Raw genomic sequence first — 24,795 nt, 5'->3', positions numbered from 1 at the left:
CATAGACACGCATCGCCGGGTACTTGACCCAATACGCCAAGGGGCAGGCGGGGCGAATTGCGAAGGGCGCACATCAGCGTCATAAGACGTGCGACGGTGCCGATTACGCTTTATGAAAAAAAATTCATAGTATTTTTTTGCAACAGGATATTTCGTCGTCTACGCTTTTTTCTCAACGAAGGTGCCATCTCATTTCAAGGAGCGCGATGGGCCAAAAGCCAAAATGAGGACGATGAATGGGAAGTATCATTATGAAATAGTTAGGGTTTAGATGAGCGCCTAAGTGTCGGCCTGATGGCTGTCTGATACAGGTTGTCACGCCAAGTCATTTGACTAATAAATATATTTCATGCTGTTTCCGCAGTTATGTGGATGCGTGTGCTCGTTTGTATATTCGTCCTGCTTTGAATTTAGTCATAGCTGAATGTATTGAAAAAAATATCAAAAAAAAGTTGACGCTGAGAAAGTATGTGAGTAACCATATTTGTGGGGGTTAAATAAGTCTCCCCTAAACTTAGACTTGAAAAAGGATATTTTTATGGAACTTCAAGAAAAAGACGTTGCTTTGGAAGAGCAAGAGCTTGCGATCGCTAAAAGCGAAGAGCTCAGCGAGGAGCTGGTACTTAGTCTCGCCCATCATGCCTCTGACAAAGAGTGGCAAGAGTAAGTAGACGGTAAGTCCTGGGCCAGCTCGCTGGCTCAGGATCTTTATTTAAAAACCCTGAGGGAATCGCTCATGTCTCAGGAATATGTTAGTAAAGAAATTGAGGCCTTGCGACGCGTTATTAGTGAGGTTAAATGCGATGAGGTCGAACCTCGGCTTGGACACATATTTGTTATCGATATCCGAGAGGCTCAGGAGCTTGCTGGAGGGGTGATTCCGGGAGCGAACTTTTTCGGAAAAAGTTTCCTCGAGCAGTATATGCTCGAAAACGTGCCTGATAGAAGCGCAGAGATTGTATTGTATTGTGAGTCTGGTAATAGATCGGTATTTTCATGTAAGACACTGACTGATCTTGGGTACTCCAATGTCTCCTCCCTGGTCGGCGGTTTCCGTGCTTGGAAAAATGGTGGATATGCAATTGATCGAATCGAAGCCGGTTTAACGGATCATGAGAAGGGTCGTTACGCGAAACAAATTATGTTGCCTCAAATCGGTTTAGTCGGGCAACAAACTTTGAAGCAAAGCCGTGTCGTGGTGATCGGCGCCGGAGGTTTAGGAGCGCCATGCCTATTGTATCTCGCTGCCGCAGGTGTAGGGACGGTCTGCATTATTGATGATGACCAAGTGGATAGCTCCAATCTGCAACGACAGATATTGTATAAGCCTGCGGATATTGGTCGTTTTAAAGTTGATGCGGCGGCTGACTTCCTGCTTGCATTCAATCCAGACATGAACGTGGAAAAAATCAGGGAGCGTTTTAGTCGGGAAATTGATCAATCCCTATTTTCAGACGCTAAAATCATCATTGACTGTACTGATAATTTTCAAAGCCGCTACGCGATCAATGATTTAGCAGTCAGCATTGGCGTCCCTCTTGTTCATGGTGCTGTATTTCAATACGAAGGGACCGTCGCAGTGTTGTGCAAAAGTGACGGTCCCTGCTACAGGTGCGTTTTTCCTGAGCCCCCTCCCACGGCGATTGCACCTTCATGTGCTGAGGCAGGAGTATTGGGAGCTGTGACTGGGATAGTTGGGGCTATGCAAGCGGCTGAAGCACTCAAATACCTACTTGATGTAGGGCGCGATATTCATTGGATGTATTTTTATGATGGTTTATCGATCAATTCGCAGGCGAAAAAGCTTACGGTTCGTGCTGACTGCGATTGCCAATCGTTGAGGGCATATCAGTATGCGTGAGATTGCGGCTCATATAGTTGATGGGTTCTACGAGGACCCCGAGCGCATAAGAAATATTGCGCTCTCTTTATCATTCGCACCTAAACACGGCGCCATGTATCCAGGTGGGGAGGCGTATTCATCGAGCATTGACTGGATGCTTTATCGAAGCGAGATCATCTCACTGATAGGGCGGCATAATGAAGTGTATCGAAATGAGAAAGATTTTGAGCAAGGAAAATTCAGGTTGGCATTGAAGCAGGATGAGAGCATTCGACCCGACGGAGTTCACCAAGACGTTCAGAAATACTCAGGTATTGTATACCTTTCCAAAAATGAAAATTGCTCGGGAGGGGTTGGACTTTATAGGTGTGCACACACGCAGGAAATTTCGATCACTCGCAAGTGGCTTGACTACATAACCGAAAAATATCATGTGGCGCATACTCACCCTGATTTCAAGTCAGTTCTGCAACGTCATATGAAAGACTGGTCGAATTGGGAGCAATTCGGCGAGCTGCCTATGCGATATAACCGATTAATAATTCTGATGGCGCACTGTTTTCACGCTTCGAAAGGTATTTTTGGATACACTCCTGAAACGGGACGTCTGACACAGCATTTCGAGATATATTGATGAAAAACAAGATAACCATTGCGCTGCCTGAAAGGATTTTTGGTTGTTCGACGATAGAAGTCACTGCCAGCAGTACTCAGTCTGCCTATCAAGAATTGATAGCGAATTTCCCGAAACAGTATGCTGATTTGTTCGTTAGGAAAAATGAACTTATTGTTCCAAAAGCTTATGTCACCATATTTGTGAATAATGAAATCTGTTACCTACTTGACGTGCCGCTAAAAGACGGTGATAGCTTGAGTTTGAGCCTCGCCATCGCCGGGGGATGACATGGATGCTACCAAACTGCAGCTGCTTTACCTAAAGCTACTCTATTCGGGACTTGATGAGGCTGAAGGTGAAACGCATGAAGCCAAGTTCCTATTACGCAATATGAAATTGGATCGCCTTGCAGTGGAGCGGGCGGCCAGGCTCAGAAACCTTAGAACAGTATTGTATTCGGATATGAAGGTGCTGAACAGAGTTCTGTCGCCAAAGGCACTTCTGCCGTATATCGAAGCATACGCAACCTCTCCTTGCTTTTGGAAGCATTTGGGCAGGAGCCAGGTTGAAGACTTTTGTCTCTACCTAGTGTCGCGCGATGATATCGGGCCGGTAATGCGTGCTGCCTGTGAAATTGAAGGAGTCTATTCTGGACTCAGCAGTCGACCAGATAAAGCAACGCCTTGGCCACCGCACCGTGTCGAAATCGTACTCGAACAGGTTTTGGAGTGTTTCAGCATACCGTTTTCGATCACTTGGAAGGACGCAAAGGGTAATGATGCCTTTATTGTAAAAGACTGTGACAGGTATTACACATGCACGGTGAAGGTGTCAAAAGAACGCGTAACTGTTTACTTCGTATAGGAAATAACCATGGCACGCATTGGTCTGGGAATAGATTATCAGCATCGACTCGGTTATGGGATCGGACTTGATGATTTGATCAAGGAGACGCACAACCGCCTTTCGCATCTGTCGATTGTCGGTTTGAGTTCCATGACGGAAGTAGATGCGTTCCTCCAAATATCAGACAGACTCCCGATAATCCATCACTTTACAGGTGTAGCGCCAGCTGGGCAGGGTGGATTGAACTTGGATGCACTACTGGATCAAAAGAAGATTTCTTCAGCGCTGAAGGCCGTGTGGTGCCTGGAGGATATAGGGATATGGAATATTGGACCTTACAGTATCCCTTATTTCTCACCTCCCGTGCTATGCCGAGAAGTTCTAGAGCAGACTGTTAACGGTATTCGTGAAATCAATAAGGTTGTAGATATTCCTTTTCTCGCCGAATTTCCTTCGTGCAGTTTCGTTTCTGGCGATCTACGTTTAGAGTGTTTTTTTAGTAAGTTAATTGATGAAACTGGTTGTGGGATGGTTCTCGATGTCAGCCATGTGCTTTCTTATGCCATTTATACGGAAACGCCAGCCGCTGAAGTGTTGGAGAAGTTACCACTTGATGCGGTTGTTGAAATTCATGTGGCGGGAGGTAGTATTCATCCTGAGTTTGAGTGGCGATATAGAGATACCCATTCGGAGGCTGTGCTCGAAGCTACATTAGACATCCTCATGTTAGCAATTGCTCAATGCAGGCATCTCCGCGCTATTACTTATGAAATCGGTACGGGTATTACTCCAGAATTGATCTTGGCTGATCTAGATCGACTGGAAAGCGTGGCCAAATCTGCTGGCTTTTTGGCGAATTTTTGCATGGAGTCCTGCTGAATGGATATTAGGACCATACTCCAGCGTATAGCCATTATTGGCAGGCGAACACGGATTGCCATTTACGACAGTGGTCATCAAGGCGAATTCAGATATGTGCGTGTCACGGCCGGGCCGTTTGACCACTCGGAGAGAATCACCCGGTTCCTTCTGGATGATGAGCGTCTTAGGACGAATATCGAACTTATTTCGGTAAGCTATTTAGATGTTCTAAAGCACGGCTACATAAGGGTAAAGCAAGACTTGGTGGAGCAGCATGGAGCTATCCGGATTGAGGCGCATGCCTACTCTTTATCATCTACCGTAAGTGTCGAGCATATCGGCATGCAGATATTGGAGTCGCAAGGGTCTAACACAACACGCAGCCTTGTGATCTGCTCTGCTGGGCACGATAGAGAAAGTGCTCGGCTTCCCGGCGCCTTGCGCAACGTAGTTAGTGTCGGACTGCTGCTGGAAGATGGTGGTGTTGTCGGTTATGGGCCGCTCGACAATCTCCCCCCCAGCTTCCTGCTTCAGGATTTTGAATACCCTTCCGTAGGGGCTGGATCGGTTATCAAAGGGTCGTCGCCCGCAGTGGTGTTACTTTCAGTGCTGGCCGCTTCCATTGCGGATCGTGTTAACGGCCCAGCTACTAATGCGGTCATTCAAGCGGGCTTGCTCTTACTCTCTCGAGCCTATCGAAATTCATATCTTGTTTCAGAGTTCGCGGTTATCGAGCAAAAGTTCAGTTCGATTGCATTAGAACGTAAAAGCCGGGGCTACACCGTTACCATGGCGTTTTCATGGCCTTGTGATCATTTGCAGCTGGCGCGGCTTGCCATTTGTTGTGAACCTTCGCAAATGGCCGTCGGTGATTTCCTGAAGTCAAGTAAGTTGCAGATCACGATTTATCTCAATAATAATACGGTCGGGCAATATGCTGGGTGTGCGCTACTGGAGATGGATCAGCTAGGCATTCCGGCCGGAGTGACTCAGTCTGTTCAAGAGATAAGGATTGCCATTGAGGGTCTCTGTGAGTCCATCGGTATTTGTTGGACCGGCTTAGAGTGTTCAGTCCTCGAGGAGACTGTTATTCCGCTGAAGCGGCCTGAGGATAAGGTGATCTTGGGGATTTCGGCCAGTCACGATGCATCTGCTGTTCTGGTCGTCAATGGTAAGTTGGTGCAAGGTATTCAACAAGAGCGGATTACTCGAATTAAGCATGATGGGCGTTCTGTTCTTGACTCGAATGTGGCCATTAATTACTGCTTAGCCGCCGCAGGGCTGTCCATCAATGATGTCGATATCATCACTTTTAATAGCCAGGCGTTGACACCTGAATACACGGGGCTGAGTCAGCCTTTGGCCGGATCAAGTTTCGATGCGTTCGACCCTTACTCGGCTAAATGCCTATATGTAAGCCACCACCTCTGTCATGCATTGGCGGGATTCTCAGGTGCACATACCTCTTCCGCGAAGGTTTTTGTAGCAGACGGTTCAGGGGGCGTGACGATCGGCTGTGATGATCTGCTTTTCACTGGACCTGATTTGAAAAAGTATCTGGAGCGGGGGCGTAATGGCGAAGATATGCTCCTGCACACATTTTCGGTGTACGACATAAATGCCAGCGGTTACAGGCTTATAAGTAGAGAGTATGCGAGGTCATTTAATGTTAGAGCTGGTAGCAGTTCCCTAGGGGAAACGTATGCAGCAGTCAGCCAGTATGTATTTGGCTCTTGGCAGGACTCCGGGAAGCTCATGGGTTTGTCACCCTATGGTGATCGCACTTCTCCTTCATTGCTAGTCAGAGACAGCGAAGGAAAGCTCAATTTTGCCTATACGTGGAAGCTGTCCGTTCAAAAGGACTTAAATGACAACGTCTTTCAACATGCTAACCTGGCCGCTAGGGTCCAGGCCGACTTAGAGTTGGCACTGCTGGACCGATTCAATAAGTATGCGGTAAGTCAAGACCATATCGTTTTCTCTGGAGGTATCGCATTAAATTCGGTCGCCAATCACAAGATCAGGACAAGCCTCTCGCCCAAGAGCTTTTTCCTGTTGCCGGCTCAACATGATGCGGGTGTAGCGATTGGTGCCGCCGCAGCCGCGCTGTATTGGTCGACGGGGCACGTTCCAACAGCACTGTTCGACACTGATTTCCTTGGCGTAATTTATGATCTTAATGATGTATTTCAAGCGATCAATAAATATTCGAACAGGGTAAAAATCAGTAAAGTTGATACGCAAGTGATAGCCACGCAATTGTCTAAAGGGAAGGTATTTGGTCATTTTTCTTTAACGCTGGGCAGCGAGTTCGGCCCACGAGCACTGGGCGCGAGATCAATCTTGGCGGATCCGAGAAAAAAGGAAACTTGGCTTCATATCAACCGTTGGATTAAGTACCGAGAAGACTTCCGGCCCTTCGCACCAATGGTGACGAGTGAGTCTGCCGAGATTTTCTTTGATTGCAATGTCGATTTGCCCTACATGCTGGAGGTCGTCGAGGTGCGTGATGGCTACCGGGAAGCACTGGGGGCTGTGACGCACGTCGACGGTACGGCGAGAGTGCAGACCGTCGACAAATCGCGAAACCCTGAAATCCATCGCTTGCTCAAGTCATTTGAAGTGATCACTGGTCTACCGGTGCTTTTAAACACGTCGTTCAACGTGCGTGGGCAGCCTATTGTCGAGACTCCAATCCAAGCTTTGGAGATGCTACTTAGCACGCAGCTGGATGGTGTCGTATTCGGCGACTACTTAGTTGAGGTCAACACCGACCTTGATGTGTTAGTGAGTGCTGAGACAATCCTACAGTTTGCCCCAGGAGTCTTGTTGGAGGTGAGCAATGACGGCCAAGACATTAAGTGCGATCTAAAAGTCAGTAGCCAGGGAAGGACGAGGCGAGTCCCTCAACATTTGGCGCGTCTACTGCTAAAAATTGATGGCGTTAAGTCGGTTGGTGAGCTCTGTACCCAAGGCGGTACGCAAGTTGAAGATGATTTACTGACAGAACTGAGTCGCTATGTGCGCCTTCGTGTCTTCAATGCATGCAAATCAGGGATGGGCGCGCGATGATCATCCGGCGATTTAGTCCAAGGGAAGTACTCAACAAGATTCTGCCCGAACGTCACAGACTGGATATATCGAGAATTTCTGATATCAGCGATTTCAACCCAGTAGGGTTAAGGCTGGTGCAGGCCGTCCGTACAAACGTTGTCAAAGGGCAAGTCAGTGCGACCACAGGAAAGGGCTTCACACTGCTCGAGGCGACTTGCGGGGCTCTCTGCGAAGCCTTGGAGCGGCATGCTGCGGCACACTTTCCGCAAAAGCTCGTCGTCGATAAGCGAGATATAGGCTCACAGCGAGATATTCAGGAAAGTTTCGGTTATTCAACCACCGCGCAAGTTCAAGATTTCATAGTTGCCGAGGATGTTGGCAGTGCTATGCAATTATGGGTGCCAGCTATCGAGGTTCTTTTTCCGTACCATGGCACCGATCTAGGGCAACTGCTGATCAGACCATATACATCCGGACTCGCCTGCGGTGCAACACAGGCCGAAGCTTCACTCTACGGGCTTTGTGAGGTCGTGGAGCGTTATTCGACCTCCTTGCTATACCAGCGCTTCCAGAATAATCAGACCGGTCAATTGATCAACCCTGTTTCGGTCACTGACGAGCGCTTCCAGCGATTGTATTCAAGTGTCCGTGATCATGGAGCTGAGATGATTATATTGCGTGTCAGCGCATTGATTCCCACTTATTACGTAGCAATCTTGGACTATGCGGGACTGGGGCCTCGTTTCATGTTTTCGAGCGCCGCTTCAAGTTTAAGCGAGCGAGATGCGATTGTATCTGCATCGATGGGAGCGATACAGGGGTTGATAGTTGGTACGCAGGGAGCCCGCGAGGACCTATCTCGATATGGGACATACTACGCCAGTTCTGCACAGGATATGGAAAGGCAGTTCTTTTTGATTAGAGATATCCTGAATAGGCTCAACCCCACATCAGAGTTTCCAGTGTCGGACTTTGCTGGAGGGTATTGCGCGAAATCTGCGTTCGAGTTGATTAGATGCATAATAGCTAGCCATGGCTTCAAACAGATCATTAGATGTGAACTGCCTTCCGCTGTTGCTGATTTTTCCGTCGTTAAGATTCTAGTCCCCGGAATGTTCGACCAACACGTGAACCCTCAAAGGAAAGCATATGTTACTCGTTCCGCGGCGTAAGCCGGTTCTGTTCGGAGGTCCATCCGTTGCTTCATCAATCCAACAGTACCGTAAGCTCTTCGATGTTCGACCACCGGTACAGCGTGACGACCTCTATGAGCTAAGTGAACAACAGCGGCCAGGATGTGCCCTAATTATTGATGGATTATTCGGTAGTGCGATGGCGATATCACCAATTGAGTGTATCGACCTCATGAAGCGAGGATGGCTGCTGTATGGCGCTTCAAGCATGGGGGCATTACGAGCAGCTGACTGCTGTACTATGGGGATGATGGGTGTAGGTGACATTTTCAACGGTTTCCATCTTGGATATTTTCACTCTGATTCGGATGTGGCCGTTAAGTATGACGCCAAAAATTACTCTGAGATCACTGTTCCGTATGTACAGGTTGATCATGTTGTATCGATCCTGAAGCTTCAGGAGAGGATACCTTATGCCAAGGCTCGGCTAGTGTTGAACGCACTCAAAAAAATGCCATGGCATGATCGGTACCCAACACTTATAGCCGATCATTTGCTCGAGCTTTTCAAAGGCGTCAAGCGAGAGGCTCTACTGGAATATTTAACATCTGATCAATATAGCCTCAAAAGAAAAGATGCGCGTATGGCTACCAACTTAATTGCTCGTTATTACTCAAAAAAAGATATGGATTTGATATAATGGACAAAGCATGGATAAGAAAGCTCGGATACTTGAATAACTTTGCGAAAGGTAGCGAATCCATCGCCAACCAGATCGCTTATCTGACGATCGGTGTCCTTAGTCCTCTGCCTGCTTATGCGGTTTCATTGCGGGTGAGCATCGGGTTCTACCTCGGGGCGTTCTTGGAGATCCCCATGGGGGTTTTAGCGGATGTCGCTGGCCATCGTAAGGCATTAGCCTATGGCTTTGCGGTTATTGCCATTAGCTGCGCCGGGCTTCTGTGGGCCTGTTTGATGGGGCATCTTTCTTATAGTTTATGGGTCCTATCCGTGGCCGCGATCTTGGAAGCGATCGGAACAGCCTTGGTCTCCGGATGTTTTCAAGCATATATACAATGTATTATTGATGATGAAGTGAGTAAGATGTCACTGGAAAGCAGCTCCAGTGACATAAAATTTAAAGCGTTGTCTATGTCTCATGCTTACGGAAACTTTTTTTCGGCTATGGCGCCAACACTAATTATTGGCGGTGTATTTGTATGCCATATTATTTGGGGGTAAGCTCTCTTGCTTTAGCGATTCCTATTGTTACTTATACTGCGCTATCATTATACTTTTTTTCTTCTCGAGTCGACGGACTTGGGGCACGTCGAGATAAAGTGTTTCCTAATAGAAGTGAGAAGTGGCTCTCATACAAGAAAAATCTATTGATTTTCTATAGAGGCATTGTTAAAAGTCAGCCTGCATACAGGTATAAACTGATAATTCTGTTTGTGCTAATGGTGTTATCAGTTTTGATGGTCGTTCATGTGCATACGTACCTAATGATTTCCCAGTTGCGCGAATTTGATCTGACTCCGGGCAACTATATTCAAGGAATACTAGCGTTTATGATATTGGTTTCATTTAATCTTGCACACTATATAAAAGGGTGGGCTGCTTCTCTAATTTCGGAGCAGTCGAAGCCCGGCAATGTTCTCTTCTTCTCGTTGGGCGCCCAAGCGGTCCTTGCGTTGTCCATGTTGTTGGCCTACTATTTGGGTTATTCAATTTTATCCGTACTGATTTTCGTTCTGCTGTTTCGAGCATGCTTTACGCCTGGGCAGAGTGTCATACAGTCGATGCTTTTGGAAATGGTTCCAGGGAACCTTCGAGCAACTGTGTATAGTTTAGTTCAGGTTTTCGTTTTGCTGATCTATGCATCGTACTCTGCCTATTTAACATTTAACGGGCAAGGCGTTGAACCACCAGATGCTATATTTTTCCAAATTTTCATCCTGACTTTTCTTAGTGCGTCGCTTGCGGGCATATTATTTCTTCGCGGCCATGCAGTAAAACTTGGTTATGAATAAACTGGGAGTGTGTATGGAATACTCAGGTGAGGGATTTTTTCTTCGTACATTAACGAGTGACGATTTTGAGTTGATCAACCGCTACGAAAAAGTAAATCGCCGCCACCTACAACGCTGGGAGCCTCTAAGAGATGAGCAATATTTCACCTCTGAGAGTGCTAGGGAAAGAGTCCAGCAGCAGTTTGAAAGTATGCAAGCTGGAGGATCCATTTTTTTCTCTTGCTGGAACCTGAGAGTGGAGAGCTTCTAGGGCGGTGTAACTACACGAACATCGTGAAGGGCGTTTTTCAAGCATGCAACCTCGGCTTCTCATTGGCAGAGTCTGCCCAAGGCAGGGGGGTGATGAAAAAATCACTTCAGATCACCAATAGTTACTGCTTTGAGCAAGTCGGGCTTCATCGGATTATGGCCAATCATTTGCCGAGCAATGTGCGAAGTGAGCGTCTTTTGCAGTCCCTAGGGTTTGAAAAGGAGGGATATGCGCGGGCCTATCTGAAAATCGCTGGCGCTTGGGAAGACCATATATTGAGATCGCTGATTAATCCTCGATAAACTTCTCATTGATCGGAGATGGCGCCATCTGTTATCTATCCGCTTCTGGCCGATTGTTACCTGCCACGACTCACCATTTCGGGTCGCCCAGCCGCTCAATATTTCTACGAGTATCCACGAAGTCGGACACAAATATTGGTCAGCATCAATGCCACTGATTAGTTATTCGGAATGCACACCGCGAATCAAAAGCTGTCGAGCCTCAGGACGGGCACCGTCATAACGAGAGACGAACTACCGCACTTGTCAGCAGGTGGGAGAAAGCAGTTGCCGTGCTCATGGGGATCTAATGGGTTCGCGTAAAATCCAGACTTAATTAGGATAATCATAGGGATAAAGTGTCCCGAAGCCGGCACAGTTTCCTTTGAAAAACAAATACTTATTTTTATATTCGAGTCCAGGTCGTGGAGCCAGATAGAGAAAAGCCTGCAGCGATGCAGGCTTTTTTTTGCCCGGGATTTGACCCGGCAACAGCGCGGTATTAACGAGCACTACGCTGCAGGAAGCGCTGCTCGAAACTCAACCGTCAGGTGACTGACTTCATGAACAGGCTTCAGCCGTTCCCGAATGTTATCTGCATTGGTTGTAGCGTCACCGAGAACACTGACAATTGCAGCGTGGGCTTGCGGACCGACACGCCACACGTGCAGGTCGGTAATTTTGGCGTCGCCAGGTTGTTCAACCAGCTCGCGAATTTCCTCTGCAACATGCTCGTCGGTTTGATCAAGTAGAACACCCGCAGATGCGCCCATCAGGCTCCAGGCCCACCGTGCGATGACTATCGCGCCAACGATACCCATGGCCGGATCAAGCCAGACCCATCCGAGGTAGCGGCCAGCGAGCAGGGCAGCGATGGCAAGAACAGACGTCAGGGCATCCGCGATCACATGGACGTACGCTGACCTGAGGTTGTTATCACCTGCGTGATGACTATGGTCGTGATGGTCATGGGCATGGTCATGGCTGTGACCGTGGCCGAGCAAGAGCGCGCTCACTATGTTGACCATCAGGCCAACGACGGCAATCAGCGTCGCCGTTCCGAACTGGACGTCGGTAGGCTGGAGCAGGCGGATGACCGATTCAACGCCAATTCCCAGGGCGACCAAGCCCAGAATAAGCGCTGACGCAAAGCCACCCAGATCACCAACTTTGCCGGTGCCAAAACTGAATCGAGTGCTGGAGGCATTACGCTTGGCATATGCATAGGCCACCGCTGCGATCCCCAGCGCTCCCGCATGGGTCGCCATATGAAACCCGTCGGCCAGCAGCGCCATGGACCCCGTGATGTACCCAGCAGCAATCTCACCGACCATCATCACAACCGTCAGTAGCACCACCCAGAGGGTGCGCTTTGCATTCTCATCATGTGCCGCGCCGAGATATACGTGCTCGTGCGTGAAGCCAGTGTTGCCGTTCATGAAATTTGCGCCTGCGTTCGTCATTTGGAATAACGTCGAATGGCTGCCAGAAGCTCTTCGACGCCTTTGGCGCGCTCTTCGTCGCTCAGCGCCGGATCAGCAACATGCTCCCTGGCGTGATTTTCGATGATTTCGTCCATCAGGCCGTTGATGGCCCCGCGCGTGGCGGCTACAAGGTGGAGCGTTTTGGCACAGTCATGATCTGACTCCAGCGCCCGTTCTACCGCTTGGATCTGGCCTGCAATGCGCTTCACGCGCTTGAGCAGATCGTCTTTGTTCGATGCCAGATGGCCCATAGTATACCCCCCTTACCTATGCCAAGAATTGCATACCCGCCCCCCCTATGCAAGACAGCGGTGCTTAAGCAGGGTTGCGAAAGCGTTGGGTCGCGCAGTAGGCATGCCAGCAATGCGCCGCCTACCTGCAATCACTCTGGGTTTATACTGGCCAGCTTCAAACACATTGAGGTCCCCATGAGCACTTCCCTTTCCCTGACCCCGGCGCGCAAGCCGTTCGCGCCATTGGTGGCCTTTATCGTCCTGATGGCGGGCGCCGTATTCCTGCAAAACACAGTGGGTGTGCGCCAGGTATTGTTGCTGGTCGTCGGCGCCGCATTGGGCTTGACGCTGTACCACGCCGCCTTTGGTTTTACCTCGGCCTGGCGCGTGTTTATCAATGATCGACGCGGCGCCGGCTTGCGCGCGCAGATGGTGATGCTGGCGGTGGCGGTGTTGTTGTTCTTCCCGGCGCTGGGCGCGGGCAGCTTGTTCGGTCAGCCGGTGGTCGGGTTGGTGGCGCCGGCCGGGGTGTCGGTGGTATTCGGCGCGTTTATCTTCGGCATCGGCATGCAACTGGGCGGTGGTTGCGCGTCGGGCACCCTGTTCACCGTGGGTGGCGGTAATGCGCGCATGCTGGTGACTCTGCTGTTTTTTATCTGCGGATCGTTGATCGCCACGCACCACGTCGACTGGTGGTTTGCCTTGCCGTCGTTCCCGCCTGTTTCAATCGTCAAAAGTTTCGGCGTATTGCCGGCGTTGCTCCTGAGCCTGGCTGTGTTCGCGCTCATTGCGTGGGTGACCGTGCGCCTGGAGAAGCGCCGCCACGGCCAACTTGAAGCCGGCGTGACCAGCGAATATCAGGGGCTGCGCCGTTTCCTGCGCGGGCCGTGGCCGTTGGTGTGGGGGGCGATTGGCTTGGCCTTGCTCAACTACGCCACGCTGGCTTTGGCCGGGCGGCCATGGGGCATTACTTCAGCGTTCGCGCTGTGGGGCGCCAAGGTGGCGAGCGGGCTGGGGGTGGACGTGGCCAGTTGGGCGTTCTGGCAGGTGCCGGGCAATGCCAAGGCCTTGGCCGCACCGGTTTGGGAAGACATCACCAGCGTCATGGACATCGGCATTATTCTTGGCGCGCTGCTGGCCGCAGGCCTGGCCGGGCGTTTCGCGCCGAGCTTGAAGATCCCGGCGCGCTCGTTGATCGCTGCGGTCATCGGCGGCTTGCTGCTCGGGTATGGTTCGCGTCTGGCGTATGGCTGCAACATTGGCGCCTACTTCAGCGGCATTGCCTCGGGCAGCCTGCATGGTTGGCTGTGGCTGGTGGCCGCGTTTATCGGCAATAGCGTGGGCGTACGCCTGCGACCGTTTTTCTTCGCCGGCGAACGGCCTCAGGTCGCCTTGAGTGGTTGCTGAATGGCAGGGTATCCACTGGCATGTCCGAATCCGTCCTGAACCGGTCCGCCTTGCGCCTGTTGTGCATCCGGCAGGGTCTTTACCATGGCTTGCAGCACTGCCTCCATACATAAGCCAAAAGGACCCGCCATGAACCGCAAAGCCCTGATCGTGATTGATGCCCAGCATTCTTTCCGTCATTCACCCTACTGGTCCGAAAACGACCTGCCGAATTACCTGGCAAACCAGCAGGCCCTCATCGACGGCTGTGTTCAGCAGGGCATCCCGGTGGTACAAGTCTTTCATGTGGAAGACCAAGGGCACTTTTCGATGGCATCGGGTAACGTCAAGACATTGAGCGAGTTATCGATCGATCCGCAGCTGGTCATTCATAAGCACTACCACAGCGCCTTTGCCGGTACATCGCTGGCCGCGCGCCTCACGCAGATGGGCGTCACTACCTTGATCATCAGCGGCATTCGTACCGAACAGTGCTGTGAAACCACCACGCGGCAGGCCTCGGACAGCGGGTTTAACGTTGACTTCGTCAGTGAGGCTACGCTGACCTTCCCGATGACCCACGCACGCAGCGGCCGGGTGTACACCTCGGCGCAGATTCGCGAGCGTACGGAACTGGTGCTGGAGGATCGGTTTGCGCGCATCGTCACCGTCGCCCAGGCCTTGGCGGGGTGAATCCATGAACGTGCCGGTGCTGTTCGTGCTGTTGCCCAATGTGCTGATGCTCGACCTGGCGGGGCCTGCCGAAGTGCTGCGCCTGGCTGCGCAGGCCGACGACCCGGCGGCGGTGGATTTCGAGCTGCAGTACGTCAGCCCGGTGGAATCCCTGCACAGCTCCATCGGTTTGCCGTTGACCGGCCTGGCGCCCTTGCCGACCCGCTTGGCGCCGGGCAGCCTGGTGGTGTTGGTCGGCTCCAGCATGAAGGTGGACAAAGCACGCCAGCAGGCCTTCGAATCCGCCAGCGACAGCCTGGTGCAGTGGTTGCAGACGGTGTTTGCACCCTCAGCCGAGCGCTTGATATGCGTGTGCGCCGGTGCGCTGACTGCCGCCCGTGCCGGGCTGCTCGACGGGCGCCAATGCACCACGCACCACACGCTGTGCGCCACCCTCCAGGCCCTCGCGCCCAAGGCCCGGGTCCTGGAAAACCGGCTGTACGTCACCGATGGTCGGGTCAGTTGCAGCGCCGGGATCACCGCTGGTATCGATATGATGCTGCACTTGGTCGCCGAGCGTGCCGGGCCAAGGCTGGCGTGCGCTGTCGCACGGGACATGGTGGTGTACCTGCGCCGCAGCGGCGCTGACCCGCAGTTATCGCCGTGGATAGCCGGACGTAATCACCTGCACCCGGCAGTCCATCGTGTACAAGACGCCATTGCCGCCGCCCCCTGCGACGCCTGGACCGTCACCCGCATGGCGGACCTGGCCTGCACCGGCAGCCGCCATCTGGCGCGCCTGTTCCACGAGCATGTCGGCATCAGCCCGCTGGATTACCTGCACCGTCTGCGCCTGGCCGTGGCTCGCGAGCTGCTGGTGGAGTCGAGCCTGGACATCGAAACCGTCGCCGAGCGCGCAGGCTTTGGTTCGGCGCGCCACCTGCGGCGTATCTGGGGCAAATATGAAACGGGCACGCCTTCAGCGATGCGCCTTATTCAGCCAGCGTCTCAGGGGGCGTAACCGACTCCTGGCCGGTCTCGGCCGCCAGCTTTAAACGGTCCGCCTTGCTGACGTATGTATCTTTGCTCTTCGGCGCCAGTTTGGCACTGGCCTTTTTGGCCTTGGCCTTGAAGAGCTGCTTGAGTTTTTTCTGGCGGTTCATGTGTGTTGGCCTGATGGGGGAGGGCGCGGATGATACCAGTTTGAAAACTGTGGCCGTGGTCCTGGAGCATACCCGTCAAGCATGCGCTGTACCTGCGGCGATGGAGCAAGCGCCTTCGCCACAGATTAATGTGCGAGGAACTTGCTGATCAGCGCGACCACCTGCTGCTGGATCGCCGCCCGAGGCCGCCCGCCCGCGCCATCCTGACAAATGATGCCGTCGCCGGGCGCATCCTCGTCGAGCATTGCCGCTGCGCCGAGTTTGCACTGCGCCATAAAGCTGAAGTGGCTCGCATCGCTGATTTCCACGTATTGCGTTGACGCCTTGGGGAGCCGCTTGGCCAGGTCGGCGGACTCCAGTTGCGACGGCAATTCCATGGACGGCACGCCAGCGGCGATTACCAGTACCGGCACGGGCAGCGCGGCCAGGCTTGCGTCGGTAAAACCGCGCGACAGGCCAATGTCCAGGGACACCACCGCAGTGACGCGCTTGTCGCTCAAGTCAGCAGCCAATTGAGCCTCGCCAGCCGGTGTACCGGCGGGGTTCATTTGCTGGTAAACGCTGCAACTGCTCAGTTGTGGATGGACGCCGCAATCCTTGGCAAAGCGCGCGTGATCAAAACGCGCACCGGCGCTTTCCAGCACGGTCCAGGCGCCGAGGGAGTGACCTACCAGTGCAATGCGGCTTTGCGCCACGGCGCCGAACTGCTTGGGCTGTGCAAGCACCGAGTCAATGGCACGACTCAGGTCTTCGGGCCGCTGCCACAATCGTGCGGCGGCGGCGGGGCTGCGATCTTTGGTAGTGCTGCCCGGATGGTTGACCGCCGCCACGATATAACCCTGACGGGCCAACGCACTGCCCAACCACGCCTGATTGCCCCAATTGCCACGATAGCCGTGAGAAAGCACCACCAGCGGATGTTCGCCGTTGGCCGGCGGTGCGTCGGGTACGGCAAGGGTGCCGTAGAAAACCATGTCGTCTCGGATCAGCCGTGGCGTGGCTTCGGTTATCGCGGGATACCAGACCACTAATTCCAGCGGGCGCAGGTTGTGTGCATCGGACAGCGTGGCGGTTTTGAAGCCGACAGGGTAGTCGTTGGCGAATGCGTGGCCGGTCAGGCAAATCAGGAACAGGGCGGCGAGGGCGGTTTTCACTGTTTTTATCGTCCTTGAAGTGAGGGCGCAGCATGAACTGGAACAGGCAGTTTTGGTAGGCGCGCAGACCTTTTACCGCCGAACGCTTTACGGATCATCCTGTTGGGTAGCAATAGCGCGCCGGGAGCGACGCTGCGCTGATCCAAATGTGGGAGGGGGCTTGCCCCCGATTGCGATGTGCCAGTCAGCCATTTTTTAACTGATAGACCGCTATCGGGGCAAGCCCCCTCCCACATTGGATTTGTGCTGTATCAGCTAAAGATCAGGGCTCCACGCCTCACCGCATCAGGCAAGGTCGCTTGTTGTTGAAGCTCCAACCTGGAATCAGGTACTGCATCGCCACGCTGTCGTCCCGCGCGCCCAACCCCATGCCTTTGTATAACTCATGGGCCTTGGCCACGGCATCCATGTCGATATCCACCCCGAGGCCCGCCTTGGCCGGCACTTTTACGTAGCCGCCTTCAATCTGCAGGGGCGCCTTGGTCAGGCGCTGGCCGTCCTGCCAGATCCAGTGGGTGTCGATGGCAGTGATCTCGCCGGGTGCGGCAGCCGCCACCTGGGTGAACATGGCCAGGGAAATATCGAAATGGTTGTTGGAATGCGAACCCCAGGTCAGGCCCCACTCGTTGCACAGTTGCGCCACCCGCACCGAGCCCTGCATCGTCCAGAAGTGCGGGTCGGCGAGGGGAATGTCCACCGATTGCAGCTGGATCGCATGGCCCATTTCACGCCAGTCGGTGGCGATCATGTTGGTCGCGGTTTTCAGGCCCGTGGCACGGCGGAATTCGGCCATGACTTCGCGGCCCGAGTAACCGTTTTCCGCACCGCAGGGGTCTTCGGCATAGGCGAGTACGTGATGCTGGTCACGGCACAGGCGGATCGCCTCCTTGAGTGACCAGGCGCCGTTCGGGTCGAGGGTGATGCGCGCATCGGGGAAGCGTTCGGCCAGGGCCGTAACGGCTTCGATTTCTGCATCGCCACTCAGCACGCCGCCCTTGAGCTTGAAGTCGTTGAAGCCGTATTTGGCTTTGGCGGCTTCGGCCAGGCGTACCACGGCGTCGGCGGTCAAGGCTTTCTCGTGGCGCAGGCGGAACCAGTCGTCGTCGGCGTCGGCCTCGTTGCGATAGGCCAGGTCCGTTGCGCTGCGGTCACCGACGTAGAACAGATAACCGAGCATTTTCACCGCATCGCGTTGCTGGCCCTCTCCGAGCAGGGCCGCCACTGGTACTTCGAGGAATTGCCCGAGCAAGTCGAGCAGGGCAGCCTCCATCGCGGTAACGGCGTGAATGGTGATACGCAGATCAAAGGTTTGCAGCCCACGACCGGCCGCGTCTCTTGAGGCAAAGGTGGTGCGCATTTGATTGAGGATGCGCTGGTACTGCCCGATGGGCTGGCCGATCACCAGGCCGCGCGCGTCTTCCAGGGTTTCGCGGATGCGCTCGCCACCGGGCACTTCGCCTACGCCGGTGTTGCCGCCACTGTCCTTGAGAATGACGATATTGCGGGTGAAATAAGGGCCGTGGGCGCCGCTGAGGTTCAGCAGCATGCTGTCGTGGCCGGCGACCGGGATGACTTGGAAATGGGTGACAACAGGCGTGTTCATGGCAAAGTCCTTATACGCTCAAATAATTTGCTGACGGCGGCACCGGTGGGCGCAACGCTGGGCGACATCAAGCCGGCAGACGGTGACGTCTTGGCGAAAAACACCAGGATGGCCGCGAGCACAGAGGTGCCAGCCAGGCCGTAAAGCCCGCCCTGGATCGAGCCGGTGGTTTGTTCCAGGAAGCCGAAGGTGGTCGGTGCGACAAAGCCACCCAGGTTGCCGATGGAGTTGATCAGCGCGATCACCGCGGCGGCGATGCGCACGTCGAGGTAGCCCTGTGGGATCGGCCAGAACAGCGAAGAAGCGGATTTGAAACCGATGGCCGCAAAGCAGATGGCCACGAAGGCGAAGATCGGCCCGCCCGTGGTGGACATGAACATCCCGGCTGCCGCGATCAACAAGGCTGCCGCGACCCAGGCCTGCTGGAATTTGAATTTGCCCGACAGCGATGCGAAGGCGTACATGGCGATGATCGAGATCAGCCAGGGAATCGAGTTGAAGAACCCGACCTGCACATCGCTCAGGTCACCCATTTTCTTGATGATGCTCGGCAGCCAGAACGTCGCCGCATAGATCGTCAGTTGGATGCAGAAATACAAGGCGCAGAACAGCATGATCTGGCGGTCCTTGAGCAGTTTGCCGATGGTCGGTTTGACCGTGGTCAGGGCTTCGCGATCGCGCTGTTCCTGATCGATGGCGCCCACCAGTGCGTCCTGTTCTTCGCGGCTCAGCCACTTGGCGTCATGGGGCTTGGAGTCCAGCCAGAACCAGACGAAGAAGCCCAGTGCCACCGAGGCCAGGCCTTCGATGGCGAACATCCATTGCCAGCCGTGAAAGCCCAAGCCTTCGATCTGCAACAGCGCACCCGACAGCGGACCGGAGATCAGTGAAGCAACCGCCGAACCACTGAGGAAAATCGCAATGGCTTTGCCGCGCTCCACGCCTGGCAACCAGCGGGTGAAGTAGTAGATCACGCCGGGGAAGAAGCCCGCTTCAGCCACGCCCAGCAAAAAGCGCAGGATGTAGAAGTGGGTTTCGTTCTGGATGAACGCCATCATCGTGGCGACGATGCCCCAGGTGAACATGATGCGGGTCAGCCAGATGCGCGCGCCGACTTTTTGCAGCAGCATGTTCGACGGCACTTCGAAGATCGCGTAGCCGATGAAGAACAGCCCGGCACCGAAGCCATAGGCCGCCGCGCCGATGCCCAGGTCGTGCTCCATATGCGTGCGCACGAAGCCGATATTGACCCGGTCGATGTAGTTGAGGATGAACATGATCACGAACAGTGGGAGCACATGGCCCTTCACTTTGCTCACGGCGCGAGCGAGCACCGAATCAGTTTCTGGTGTGGCAGATGCATGGCTTGAATTGTTCACAATTCAAAACTCCCCCTGATTTGTTTTTATGCGGGTTTGCGTGTCTTGTTACCAGACATCATACAAGTTGTTTTTTGAAAACCGCAATGCATCGGGATCTGTATTTATTCTTATAAAAGCGGAGAGCGAGCTTTCTTTTGGTTATTTATCAGGTTTTTAATGGGTTTTAGAAGCCTTGTAGCCGCCGGTACCCCCGGCAAAAAATCCCCGATACAGAAATGGTACTGAAGTGTTTCAGGTTGGTTGTCATACAAGTTAATCGTTTCACGAATCAACCCAACGCCGCGCCTGAACCCAGTGTTAAGCTCCTACCAGCCCAACCCCGTGGACCCTCGCAATGCCCATTGAAAACGCCCCCGCTGTGCGCAAACGCTCCACCAACCTGGCCCAGGGCGTAGTCGACGCACTGACCCAGCGCATCCTGCTCGGGCAGCTCAAACCCGGTGAAAAACTGCCGTCCGAATCCACCATCGTGCTTGAGCACGGGGTCAGCCGTACGGTGGTGCGCGAAGCCATCTCCAAGCTGCAAGCCTCTGGCCTGGTGGAGACGCGCCATGGCATCGGCACCTTCGTGTTGGCGCAACACCCCCAGCAAGGCTTGCGCCTGCATGTGGACACGGTCGCCAGCGTGCGCAACATGCTGGAGCTGCGCCTGGGCCTGGAAGTGCAAGCCGTGGCGCTGGCCGCGCTGCGCCGTACCGACGAGCAACTGGCGCACATGCGTCAGGCGCTGGACGACTACCAGGCTTCGCTCGCCAACAACGACAGCTGCGTGGAAGAAGACAAGCGCTTTCACCAACTGATCGCCGAGGCCACCGGCAACACGTTTTTCAGCGAAATCATGCAGCACCTGGGCACTGCGATGATCCCCCGCGCCCTGGTGCTGGGCGCCGAGCGCGGCGGCGCGGATTTTGCCAAGCTGGGGCAATTGGCGAACCTGGAGCATGAAGCGATCTTCAATGCGCTCAAGCGCCAGGACCCGGATGCCGCGCGGGCGGCGATGGTGCTGCATTTGACCAATAGCCGGGATCGATTTTCCGGCGAATGACAAGGAATCCCTGTTGAACGAACACACATTGTCCATGCGCCTGGAGCGCGTGGCGGCATGGGTGCCGGTCGGCGCGCGCCTGGCTGATATCGGCTCGGACCATGCTTACCTGCCGGTGGCGCTGATGCGTCGTGGCGTGATTGCCCACGCTGTGGCGGGAGAGGTCGCGGCCACGCCCTTTCACGCGGCCCAGCGCACCGTGCGCGCCAACGACCTGGAGCAGTGCATCCGCGTACGCCGGGCCGATGGTCTGGCAGCCATCGAGCCGGACGACGCCATCACCGCTGTCAGCCTGTGCGGCATGGGCGGCGAGACGATCCGCGACATCCTCGACAGCGGTAAAGCGCGGTTGAGCGGCCAGGAACGCCTGATCCTGCAACCCAACGGCGGCGAGCAACCGTTGCGCCACTGGTTGATGGACAACGGCTACCGAATCCTGCACGAGGAGCTGCTGCAGGAGAACCGCTTCTACTACGAAATCATCATCGCCGAACGTAGCGGGCCGGTGAGCTACACCGATGAGCAGCTGTACTTCGGACCGCTGCACCTGCAGGCGCGCACCCCGATGTTCGTGGCGAAATGGCAACGCCTGCTGCGCGAGAAGCACAAGACGCTTGGCGGTTTCGAGAAGGCCAGGCAGTCGGTGCCGCAAGCAAAACGGCAAGAAATTGCCCAGCACATCCAATGGATTACCCATGTGCTGGGCTGAACGCCGCCGCGTACAGCGTAGCTCCCCCGAAACTTTTGTCCCCGGCGGTTACAGAGCGTGCCCGCCAATGAGTGCTTTTGCCCCATTTTCGCGCACCGCCGGCCCTTTTCGCGGTGCCATCACGCCTATCGCCAAGGTTTCAACCTGCGGCCCATATCTTGCTAATCAATGACATGGCATTTTGCCGTTAGTTATTTCACACGCTGTGAAGCTTGAGTTTGTTCAGGGGAGTTGCAGGGCATGCAAAGACTTTTATCACCGGGTATCCGCCTGCTTGGGCGGTTCGGTTTCGCGCGCAAGTTCCAGGTGCTGTTCTTCCTGTTCATGCTGCCGCTGGCCGGGAGCCTGTGGATGATCGGCCAGGATTACCGCGACAAACTCGCGGTGATCTCCAGCGAACAGTCCGGTGTGCGCCAACTGTTGGCGCTGGACTCGCTCGATGTGCAACTGACCGCCCAACGCAACCTGGCCGCCCGCTGGAAAGCCCTGGATATTCTGCATACGCCAACCCCTGCCGCCCAGGCCGCAATGGACAAGGTGGACGCTGGCAGCCCAGTGATCCAGCAAGGCCTGCAAACCCTGGGCGACGCGCTCAGAACCCATAACGCCAGCGCCGATACCCTGGCGCGCTTCGACACCTTGCAGGTAGCGGTCAAGGGCATGGACACCCAGGCCCTGCGCACCGTCGGCTGGTGGCCGGATGGCTATGACCGCTTCACCGCCGCCCTGACCGCTATGCAATCGCTGCGCGAACAGATCACCCTGGACGCCGGCCTGATCCTCGATCCATGGCTGGAAACCTACCTGTTGATGCAGATTTCCAGCCAGCACACCCCGGACCTGATCGAGCGTATCGGGCGCACGGCCAGCGTCGGCCAATCCTCGATCGCCTCGGGCCAGTTCACCCTGCAAAGCCGTTTGCAGATGCGCGACCTGCGCGGCCGCATCGGAGATGCGCGCGACCAGTTGGTCAAGGCAGCCGGCGCGCTCAAAGCCAGGCAATACCCAGGCCTCGAGCCCTGGACGGTGCAGTACGAAACCAGCCTGAAACGCCTGGACAGCGAGCTGAAGACCCTGGACGAGGGCGTCTTCGGCGGCACCATCAAGCTCGACACCGCCGCGTTCGACCAAAGCGTCGACGCCATGCTTGCGGCCTTGGGCGCGTTGCGCAGCCAGTCGCTGCATTCGCTCGACGCACGCTTGAGTTACTACCGTGAGCGCTCGCTGCAGCACTTCATCCCCGTGGCGGCGACGTTCAGCCTGCTGGCGCTGGCGGCGTTGTACCTGTTCGTCTGCCTGCAAGCGTCGATCCGCCGCAGCGCCAGCGGCATCACGACGCTGGCCGAGTCCTTGCGTGACGGCAACCTGCGTGTCGAAGTGGCGGTGGAGGGGCGCGACGAACTGGCCGCCATCAGCACGGCGCTCAACGTCGCCGTGGTGCAACTGCGCGCCAGCCTGCTCGGCGTCAATCATGAAACCCAGCAGCTGGGCGCCACCGTGCTCACCCTCAACGCGCAATCGGGCAGCACCCTCACCGAAGTCGAAGACCAGCAACACCAGATCAGCCAGATTGCCGCAGCCGCCACCCAGTTGGCCGCCACCTCCCTGGGGGTCGCCAAAAGTTGCGAGCAGGCTGCCGACAGCGCCCAGCAGACCCGGCGCATCGCCGAGGACAGCAGCCGCGACAGCCAGCGCACCACGGCCAGCATCCAGCAACTCAATCAGCGCCTGACCGACACCGCCAACGCGCTGGAACAAGTCAGCCAGCAGGGCCAGCAGATTCAATCGGTGGTCGACACCATTCGCGGGATCGCCGAGCAGACCAACCTGCTGGCTCTCAATGCCGCCATCGAAGCTGCCCGCGCCGGCGAGCAAGGTCGCGGATTCGCCGTGGTCGCCGATGAGGTGCGCAGCCTGTCGCAACGCACCCAGGCGTCCACCGCGCAGATCGCCAGCACCGTGGACAGCTTGCGCGCCACGGTCAGCCAGGCCGTCAGCCTGATGGGCGCCGCCTGCAACCAGGCGCTCAGTGACGCCGAATCCGTCACCGGCCTGGGCACGCGCCTCGGCGAAATCGCCGGTGCCGTACAGAACGTCACCGACACCCTGGCGCAAATCGCCGCCGCCGTGGAAGAACAGGCCACGACGGCCGACGAGGTGAGCGGCAATATCCAGCAGGTGGACCAGGCGGCCGGGCGCTTGCTCGACGGCGCACGGGCAGTCAATCAGGCCGCCGACAGCCTGAGCAAGGGCAGCCGGGCGTTGAGTGCTAACACGGCGCGGTTTCGATTGGACTGAGCGCCCATTCAGGGCACTCTGCCGCCGTCGTGTAGTCTTCTCCTTAACCCTAACGGAGCTGCCCCCCTATGATTACCGTTCACCACCTCAACAATTCGCGCTCCCAGCGCATCCTCTGGTTGCTCGAAGAGCTGGGCCTGCCCTACGAGATCAAGCGCTACCAGCGCGACCCGAAAACCAACCTCGCGCCTCCCGAGCTCAAGGCCATTCACCCGCTGGGCAAATCGCCGGTGATCGAGGACGGTTCCCGTGTACTGATTGAATCGGCCGCCATCATCGACTACCTGATCCGCCGCCACGGCAACGGTCAATTTCAACCCGATCCGGCCAGCGCCAGCTACGACCAATACGTGCAGTGGCTGCATTTCGCCGAGGGCTCGGCCATGCTGCCGTTGATGCTCAACCTCTACGTCGGGCGCCTGGGTGAAGCCGGCGCACCGCTGCATCCGCGCATTGAATCAGAGCTGGCCAACTACCTCGGCTACCTGAATGACGTGCTCGGGCAAACCCCGTATCTGGTGGGTGACGAGCTGACCGGTGCGGACATCCAGATGAGCTTTATCGGCGAGATTGCCAAGGCGCAGGGCAAGCTGCAGGCGTACCCGAATCTGGCGGCATGGGTAGACAAGCTCCAGCAACGACCGGCTTATCGCAAGGCAGTGGAGCAGGGCGGCGAGTATGCGTTCGCCAAATAGAGGCGCATGAAGGACCGCTGAACCTTTGCGCCAGGCAGCGCTCACTTAACCAGT

The 24,795-nt window shown here is 55.3% G+C and carries 24 protein-coding genes and 1 pseudogene; 19 read left to right on the top strand and 6 right to left on the bottom strand.

All coding sequences use genetic code 11. From position 1 onward, the window contains the following. Nucleotides 1–538 precede the first annotated feature (538 nt). The 12 genes and pseudogenes from C4J87_RS26455 to C4J87_RS17090 all read left to right on the top strand — a co-directional run bounded on the left by C4J87_RS26455 (nt 539) and on the right by C4J87_RS17090 (nt 10,938). The gene (locus C4J87_RS26455; RefSeq protein WP_256679896.1) at nt 539–667 is read left to right on the top strand and encodes a hypothetical protein; all 129 of its coding nucleotides are present in this window, start codon (nt 539–541) and stop codon (nt 665–667) included. A 69-nt stretch (nt 668–736) separates the two neighbouring features. Continuing rightward, entirely contained in the window at nt 737–1,861 is a 1,125-nt protein-coding gene (locus C4J87_RS17140) for a ThiF family adenylyltransferase (RefSeq protein ID WP_124367753.1), read from the top strand. Then, the gene (locus C4J87_RS17135) at nt 1,854–2,477 is read left to right on the top strand and encodes a DUF6445 family protein (RefSeq protein ID WP_124367752.1); all 624 of its coding nucleotides are present in this window, start codon (nt 1,854–1,856) and stop codon (nt 2,475–2,477) included. Before C4J87_RS17140 ends, C4J87_RS17135 begins: the two co-directional genes overlap by 8 nt. Further along, entirely contained in the window at nt 2,477–2,746 is a 270-nt protein-coding gene (locus C4J87_RS17130; protein ID WP_124367751.1) for a MoaD/ThiS family protein, read from the top strand. The genes C4J87_RS17135 and C4J87_RS17130 overlap by 1 nt, the downstream gene beginning before the upstream one ends. A 1-nt stretch (nt 2,747) precedes the next feature. Beyond that, a complete protein-coding gene (locus C4J87_RS17125; protein ID WP_124367750.1) occupies nt 2,748–3,323 on the top strand; it encodes a hypothetical protein in 576 nt (191 codons plus the stop codon). A gap of 9 nt (nt 3,324–3,332) precedes the next feature. Beyond that, entirely contained in the window at nt 3,333–4,184 is an 852-nt protein-coding gene (locus C4J87_RS17120; protein WP_124367749.1) for a DUF692 family multinuclear iron-containing protein, read from the top strand. Next, nucleotides 4,185–7,238 (top strand): carbamoyltransferase C-terminal domain-containing protein, encoded by a 3,054-nt coding sequence (locus tag C4J87_RS17115; RefSeq protein ID WP_124367748.1) that lies wholly within the window; start codon nt 4,185–4,187, stop codon nt 7,236–7,238. Next, entirely contained in the window at nt 7,235–8,392 is a 1,158-nt protein-coding gene (locus tag C4J87_RS17110) for a YcaO-like family protein (protein ID WP_164487668.1), read from the top strand. Before C4J87_RS17115 ends, C4J87_RS17110 begins: the two co-directional genes overlap by 4 nt. Next, a complete protein-coding gene (locus C4J87_RS17105; RefSeq protein WP_124367746.1) occupies nt 8,370–9,053 on the top strand; it encodes a TfuA-like protein in 684 nt (227 codons plus the stop codon). Before C4J87_RS17110 ends, C4J87_RS17105 begins: the two co-directional genes overlap by 23 nt. Further along, a complete protein-coding gene (locus C4J87_RS17100) occupies nt 9,053–9,595 on the top strand; it encodes an MFS transporter (protein WP_124367745.1) in 543 nt (180 codons plus the stop codon). The genes C4J87_RS17105 and C4J87_RS17100 overlap by 1 nt, the downstream gene beginning before the upstream one ends. Next, nucleotides 9,574–10,386, top strand: a complete 813-nt coding sequence (locus C4J87_RS17095) for a hypothetical protein (protein WP_124367744.1) — start codon at nt 9,574–9,576, stop codon at nt 10,384–10,386. Before C4J87_RS17100 ends, C4J87_RS17095 begins: the two co-directional genes overlap by 22 nt. A gap of 13 nt (nt 10,387–10,399) precedes the next feature. Further along, nucleotides 10,400–10,938, top strand: a pseudogene (locus tag C4J87_RS17090) (GNAT family N-acetyltransferase). Nucleotides 10,939–11,429: 491 nt separating this feature from the next. On the opposite strand, the gene dmeF reads toward C4J87_RS17090, so the two are convergent. After that, the gene (dmeF, locus tag C4J87_RS17085; RefSeq protein ID WP_164487667.1) at nt 11,430–12,356 is read right to left on the bottom strand and encodes a CDF family Co(II)/Ni(II) efflux transporter DmeF; all 927 of its coding nucleotides are present in this window, start codon (nt 12,354–12,356) and stop codon (nt 11,430–11,432) included. A gap of 20 nt (nt 12,357–12,376) precedes the next feature. Continuing rightward, nucleotides 12,377–12,652 (bottom strand): metal/formaldehyde-sensitive transcriptional repressor, encoded by a 276-nt coding sequence (locus tag C4J87_RS17080; protein WP_124367742.1) that lies wholly within the window; start codon nt 12,650–12,652, stop codon nt 12,377–12,379. A 177-nt stretch (nt 12,653–12,829) separates the two neighbouring features. On the opposite strand from C4J87_RS17080, the gene C4J87_RS17075 reads away from it, so the two are divergent. The 3 genes from C4J87_RS17075 (at nt 12,830) to C4J87_RS17065 (ending at nt 15,713) form a co-directional block, all read left to right on the top strand. Continuing rightward, nucleotides 12,830–14,041, top strand: a complete 1,212-nt coding sequence (locus C4J87_RS17075) for a YeeE/YedE family protein (RefSeq protein ID WP_124367741.1) — start codon at nt 12,830–12,832, stop codon at nt 14,039–14,041. A gap of 129 nt (nt 14,042–14,170) precedes the next feature. Then, on the top strand, nt 14,171–14,713 hold the full coding sequence (locus C4J87_RS17070) for a cysteine hydrolase family protein (RefSeq protein WP_124367740.1): 543 nt from the start codon (nt 14,171–14,173) through the stop codon (nt 14,711–14,713). 4 nt (nt 14,714–14,717) lie between these two features. Further along, nucleotides 14,718–15,713: a GlxA family transcriptional regulator gene (locus tag C4J87_RS17065; protein ID WP_124367739.1), complete on the top strand. Its 996-nt coding sequence runs from the start codon at nt 14,718–14,720 to the stop codon at nt 15,711–15,713. Here the strand turns inward: C4J87_RS17065 and C4J87_RS17060 are convergent. From C4J87_RS17060 to C4J87_RS17045, 4 genes are all read right to left on the bottom strand, one after another. Then, nucleotides 15,685–15,855 (bottom strand): DUF2986 domain-containing protein, encoded by a 171-nt coding sequence (locus C4J87_RS17060; protein WP_124363663.1) that lies wholly within the window; start codon nt 15,853–15,855, stop codon nt 15,685–15,687. The genes C4J87_RS17065 and C4J87_RS17060 overlap by 29 nt on opposite strands. Nucleotides 15,856–15,980: 125 nt before the next feature. Next, nucleotides 15,981–17,009 (bottom strand): alpha/beta fold hydrolase, encoded by a 1,029-nt coding sequence (locus tag C4J87_RS17055; RefSeq protein WP_124367738.1) that lies wholly within the window; start codon nt 17,007–17,009, stop codon nt 15,981–15,983. Nucleotides 17,010–17,286: 277 nt separating this feature from the next. Continuing rightward, the gene (gudD, locus tag C4J87_RS17050) at nt 17,287–18,612 is read right to left on the bottom strand and encodes a glucarate dehydratase (protein WP_124367737.1); all 1,326 of its coding nucleotides are present in this window, start codon (nt 18,610–18,612) and stop codon (nt 17,287–17,289) included. Continuing rightward, nucleotides 18,609–19,991, bottom strand: coding sequence for an MFS transporter (locus tag C4J87_RS17045; RefSeq protein ID WP_124367736.1), 1,383 nt, complete (start codon nt 19,989–19,991; stop codon nt 18,609–18,611). Before C4J87_RS17045 ends, gudD begins: the two co-directional genes overlap by 4 nt. Nucleotides 19,992–20,328: 337 nt before the next feature. On the opposite strand from C4J87_RS17045, the gene C4J87_RS17040 reads away from it, so the two are divergent. The 4 genes from C4J87_RS17040 to C4J87_RS17025 all read left to right on the top strand — a co-directional run bounded on the left by C4J87_RS17040 (nt 20,329) and on the right by C4J87_RS17025 (nt 24,741). Further along, nucleotides 20,329–21,039 (top strand): FadR/GntR family transcriptional regulator, encoded by a 711-nt coding sequence (locus C4J87_RS17040; protein ID WP_124367735.1) that lies wholly within the window; start codon nt 20,329–20,331, stop codon nt 21,037–21,039. Nucleotides 21,040–21,052: 13 nt separating this feature from the next. Continuing rightward, the gene (locus C4J87_RS17035; protein ID WP_124367734.1) at nt 21,053–21,748 is read left to right on the top strand and encodes a tRNA (adenine(22)-N(1))-methyltransferase TrmK; all 696 of its coding nucleotides are present in this window, start codon (nt 21,053–21,055) and stop codon (nt 21,746–21,748) included. Nucleotides 21,749–21,988: 240 nt separating this feature from the next. Further along, nucleotides 21,989–24,046, top strand: coding sequence for a methyl-accepting chemotaxis protein (locus C4J87_RS17030; protein ID WP_124367733.1), 2,058 nt, complete (start codon nt 21,989–21,991; stop codon nt 24,044–24,046). 68 nt (nt 24,047–24,114) lie between these two features. Next, complete coding sequence (locus tag C4J87_RS17025; protein WP_124367732.1) at nt 24,115–24,741, top strand: glutathione S-transferase family protein; 627 nt, start codon at nt 24,115–24,117, stop codon at nt 24,739–24,741. The last annotated feature ends 54 nt before the right edge of the window (nt 24,742–24,795 follow it).

Origin of the sequence: Pseudomonas sp. R1-43-08, assembly GCF_003852255.1 — a bacterium.
Classification (GTDB): Bacteria; Pseudomonadota; Gammaproteobacteria; order Pseudomonadales; family Pseudomonadaceae; genus Aquipseudomonas.
This window is presented reverse-complemented; position numbering and strand designations above follow the sequence as displayed.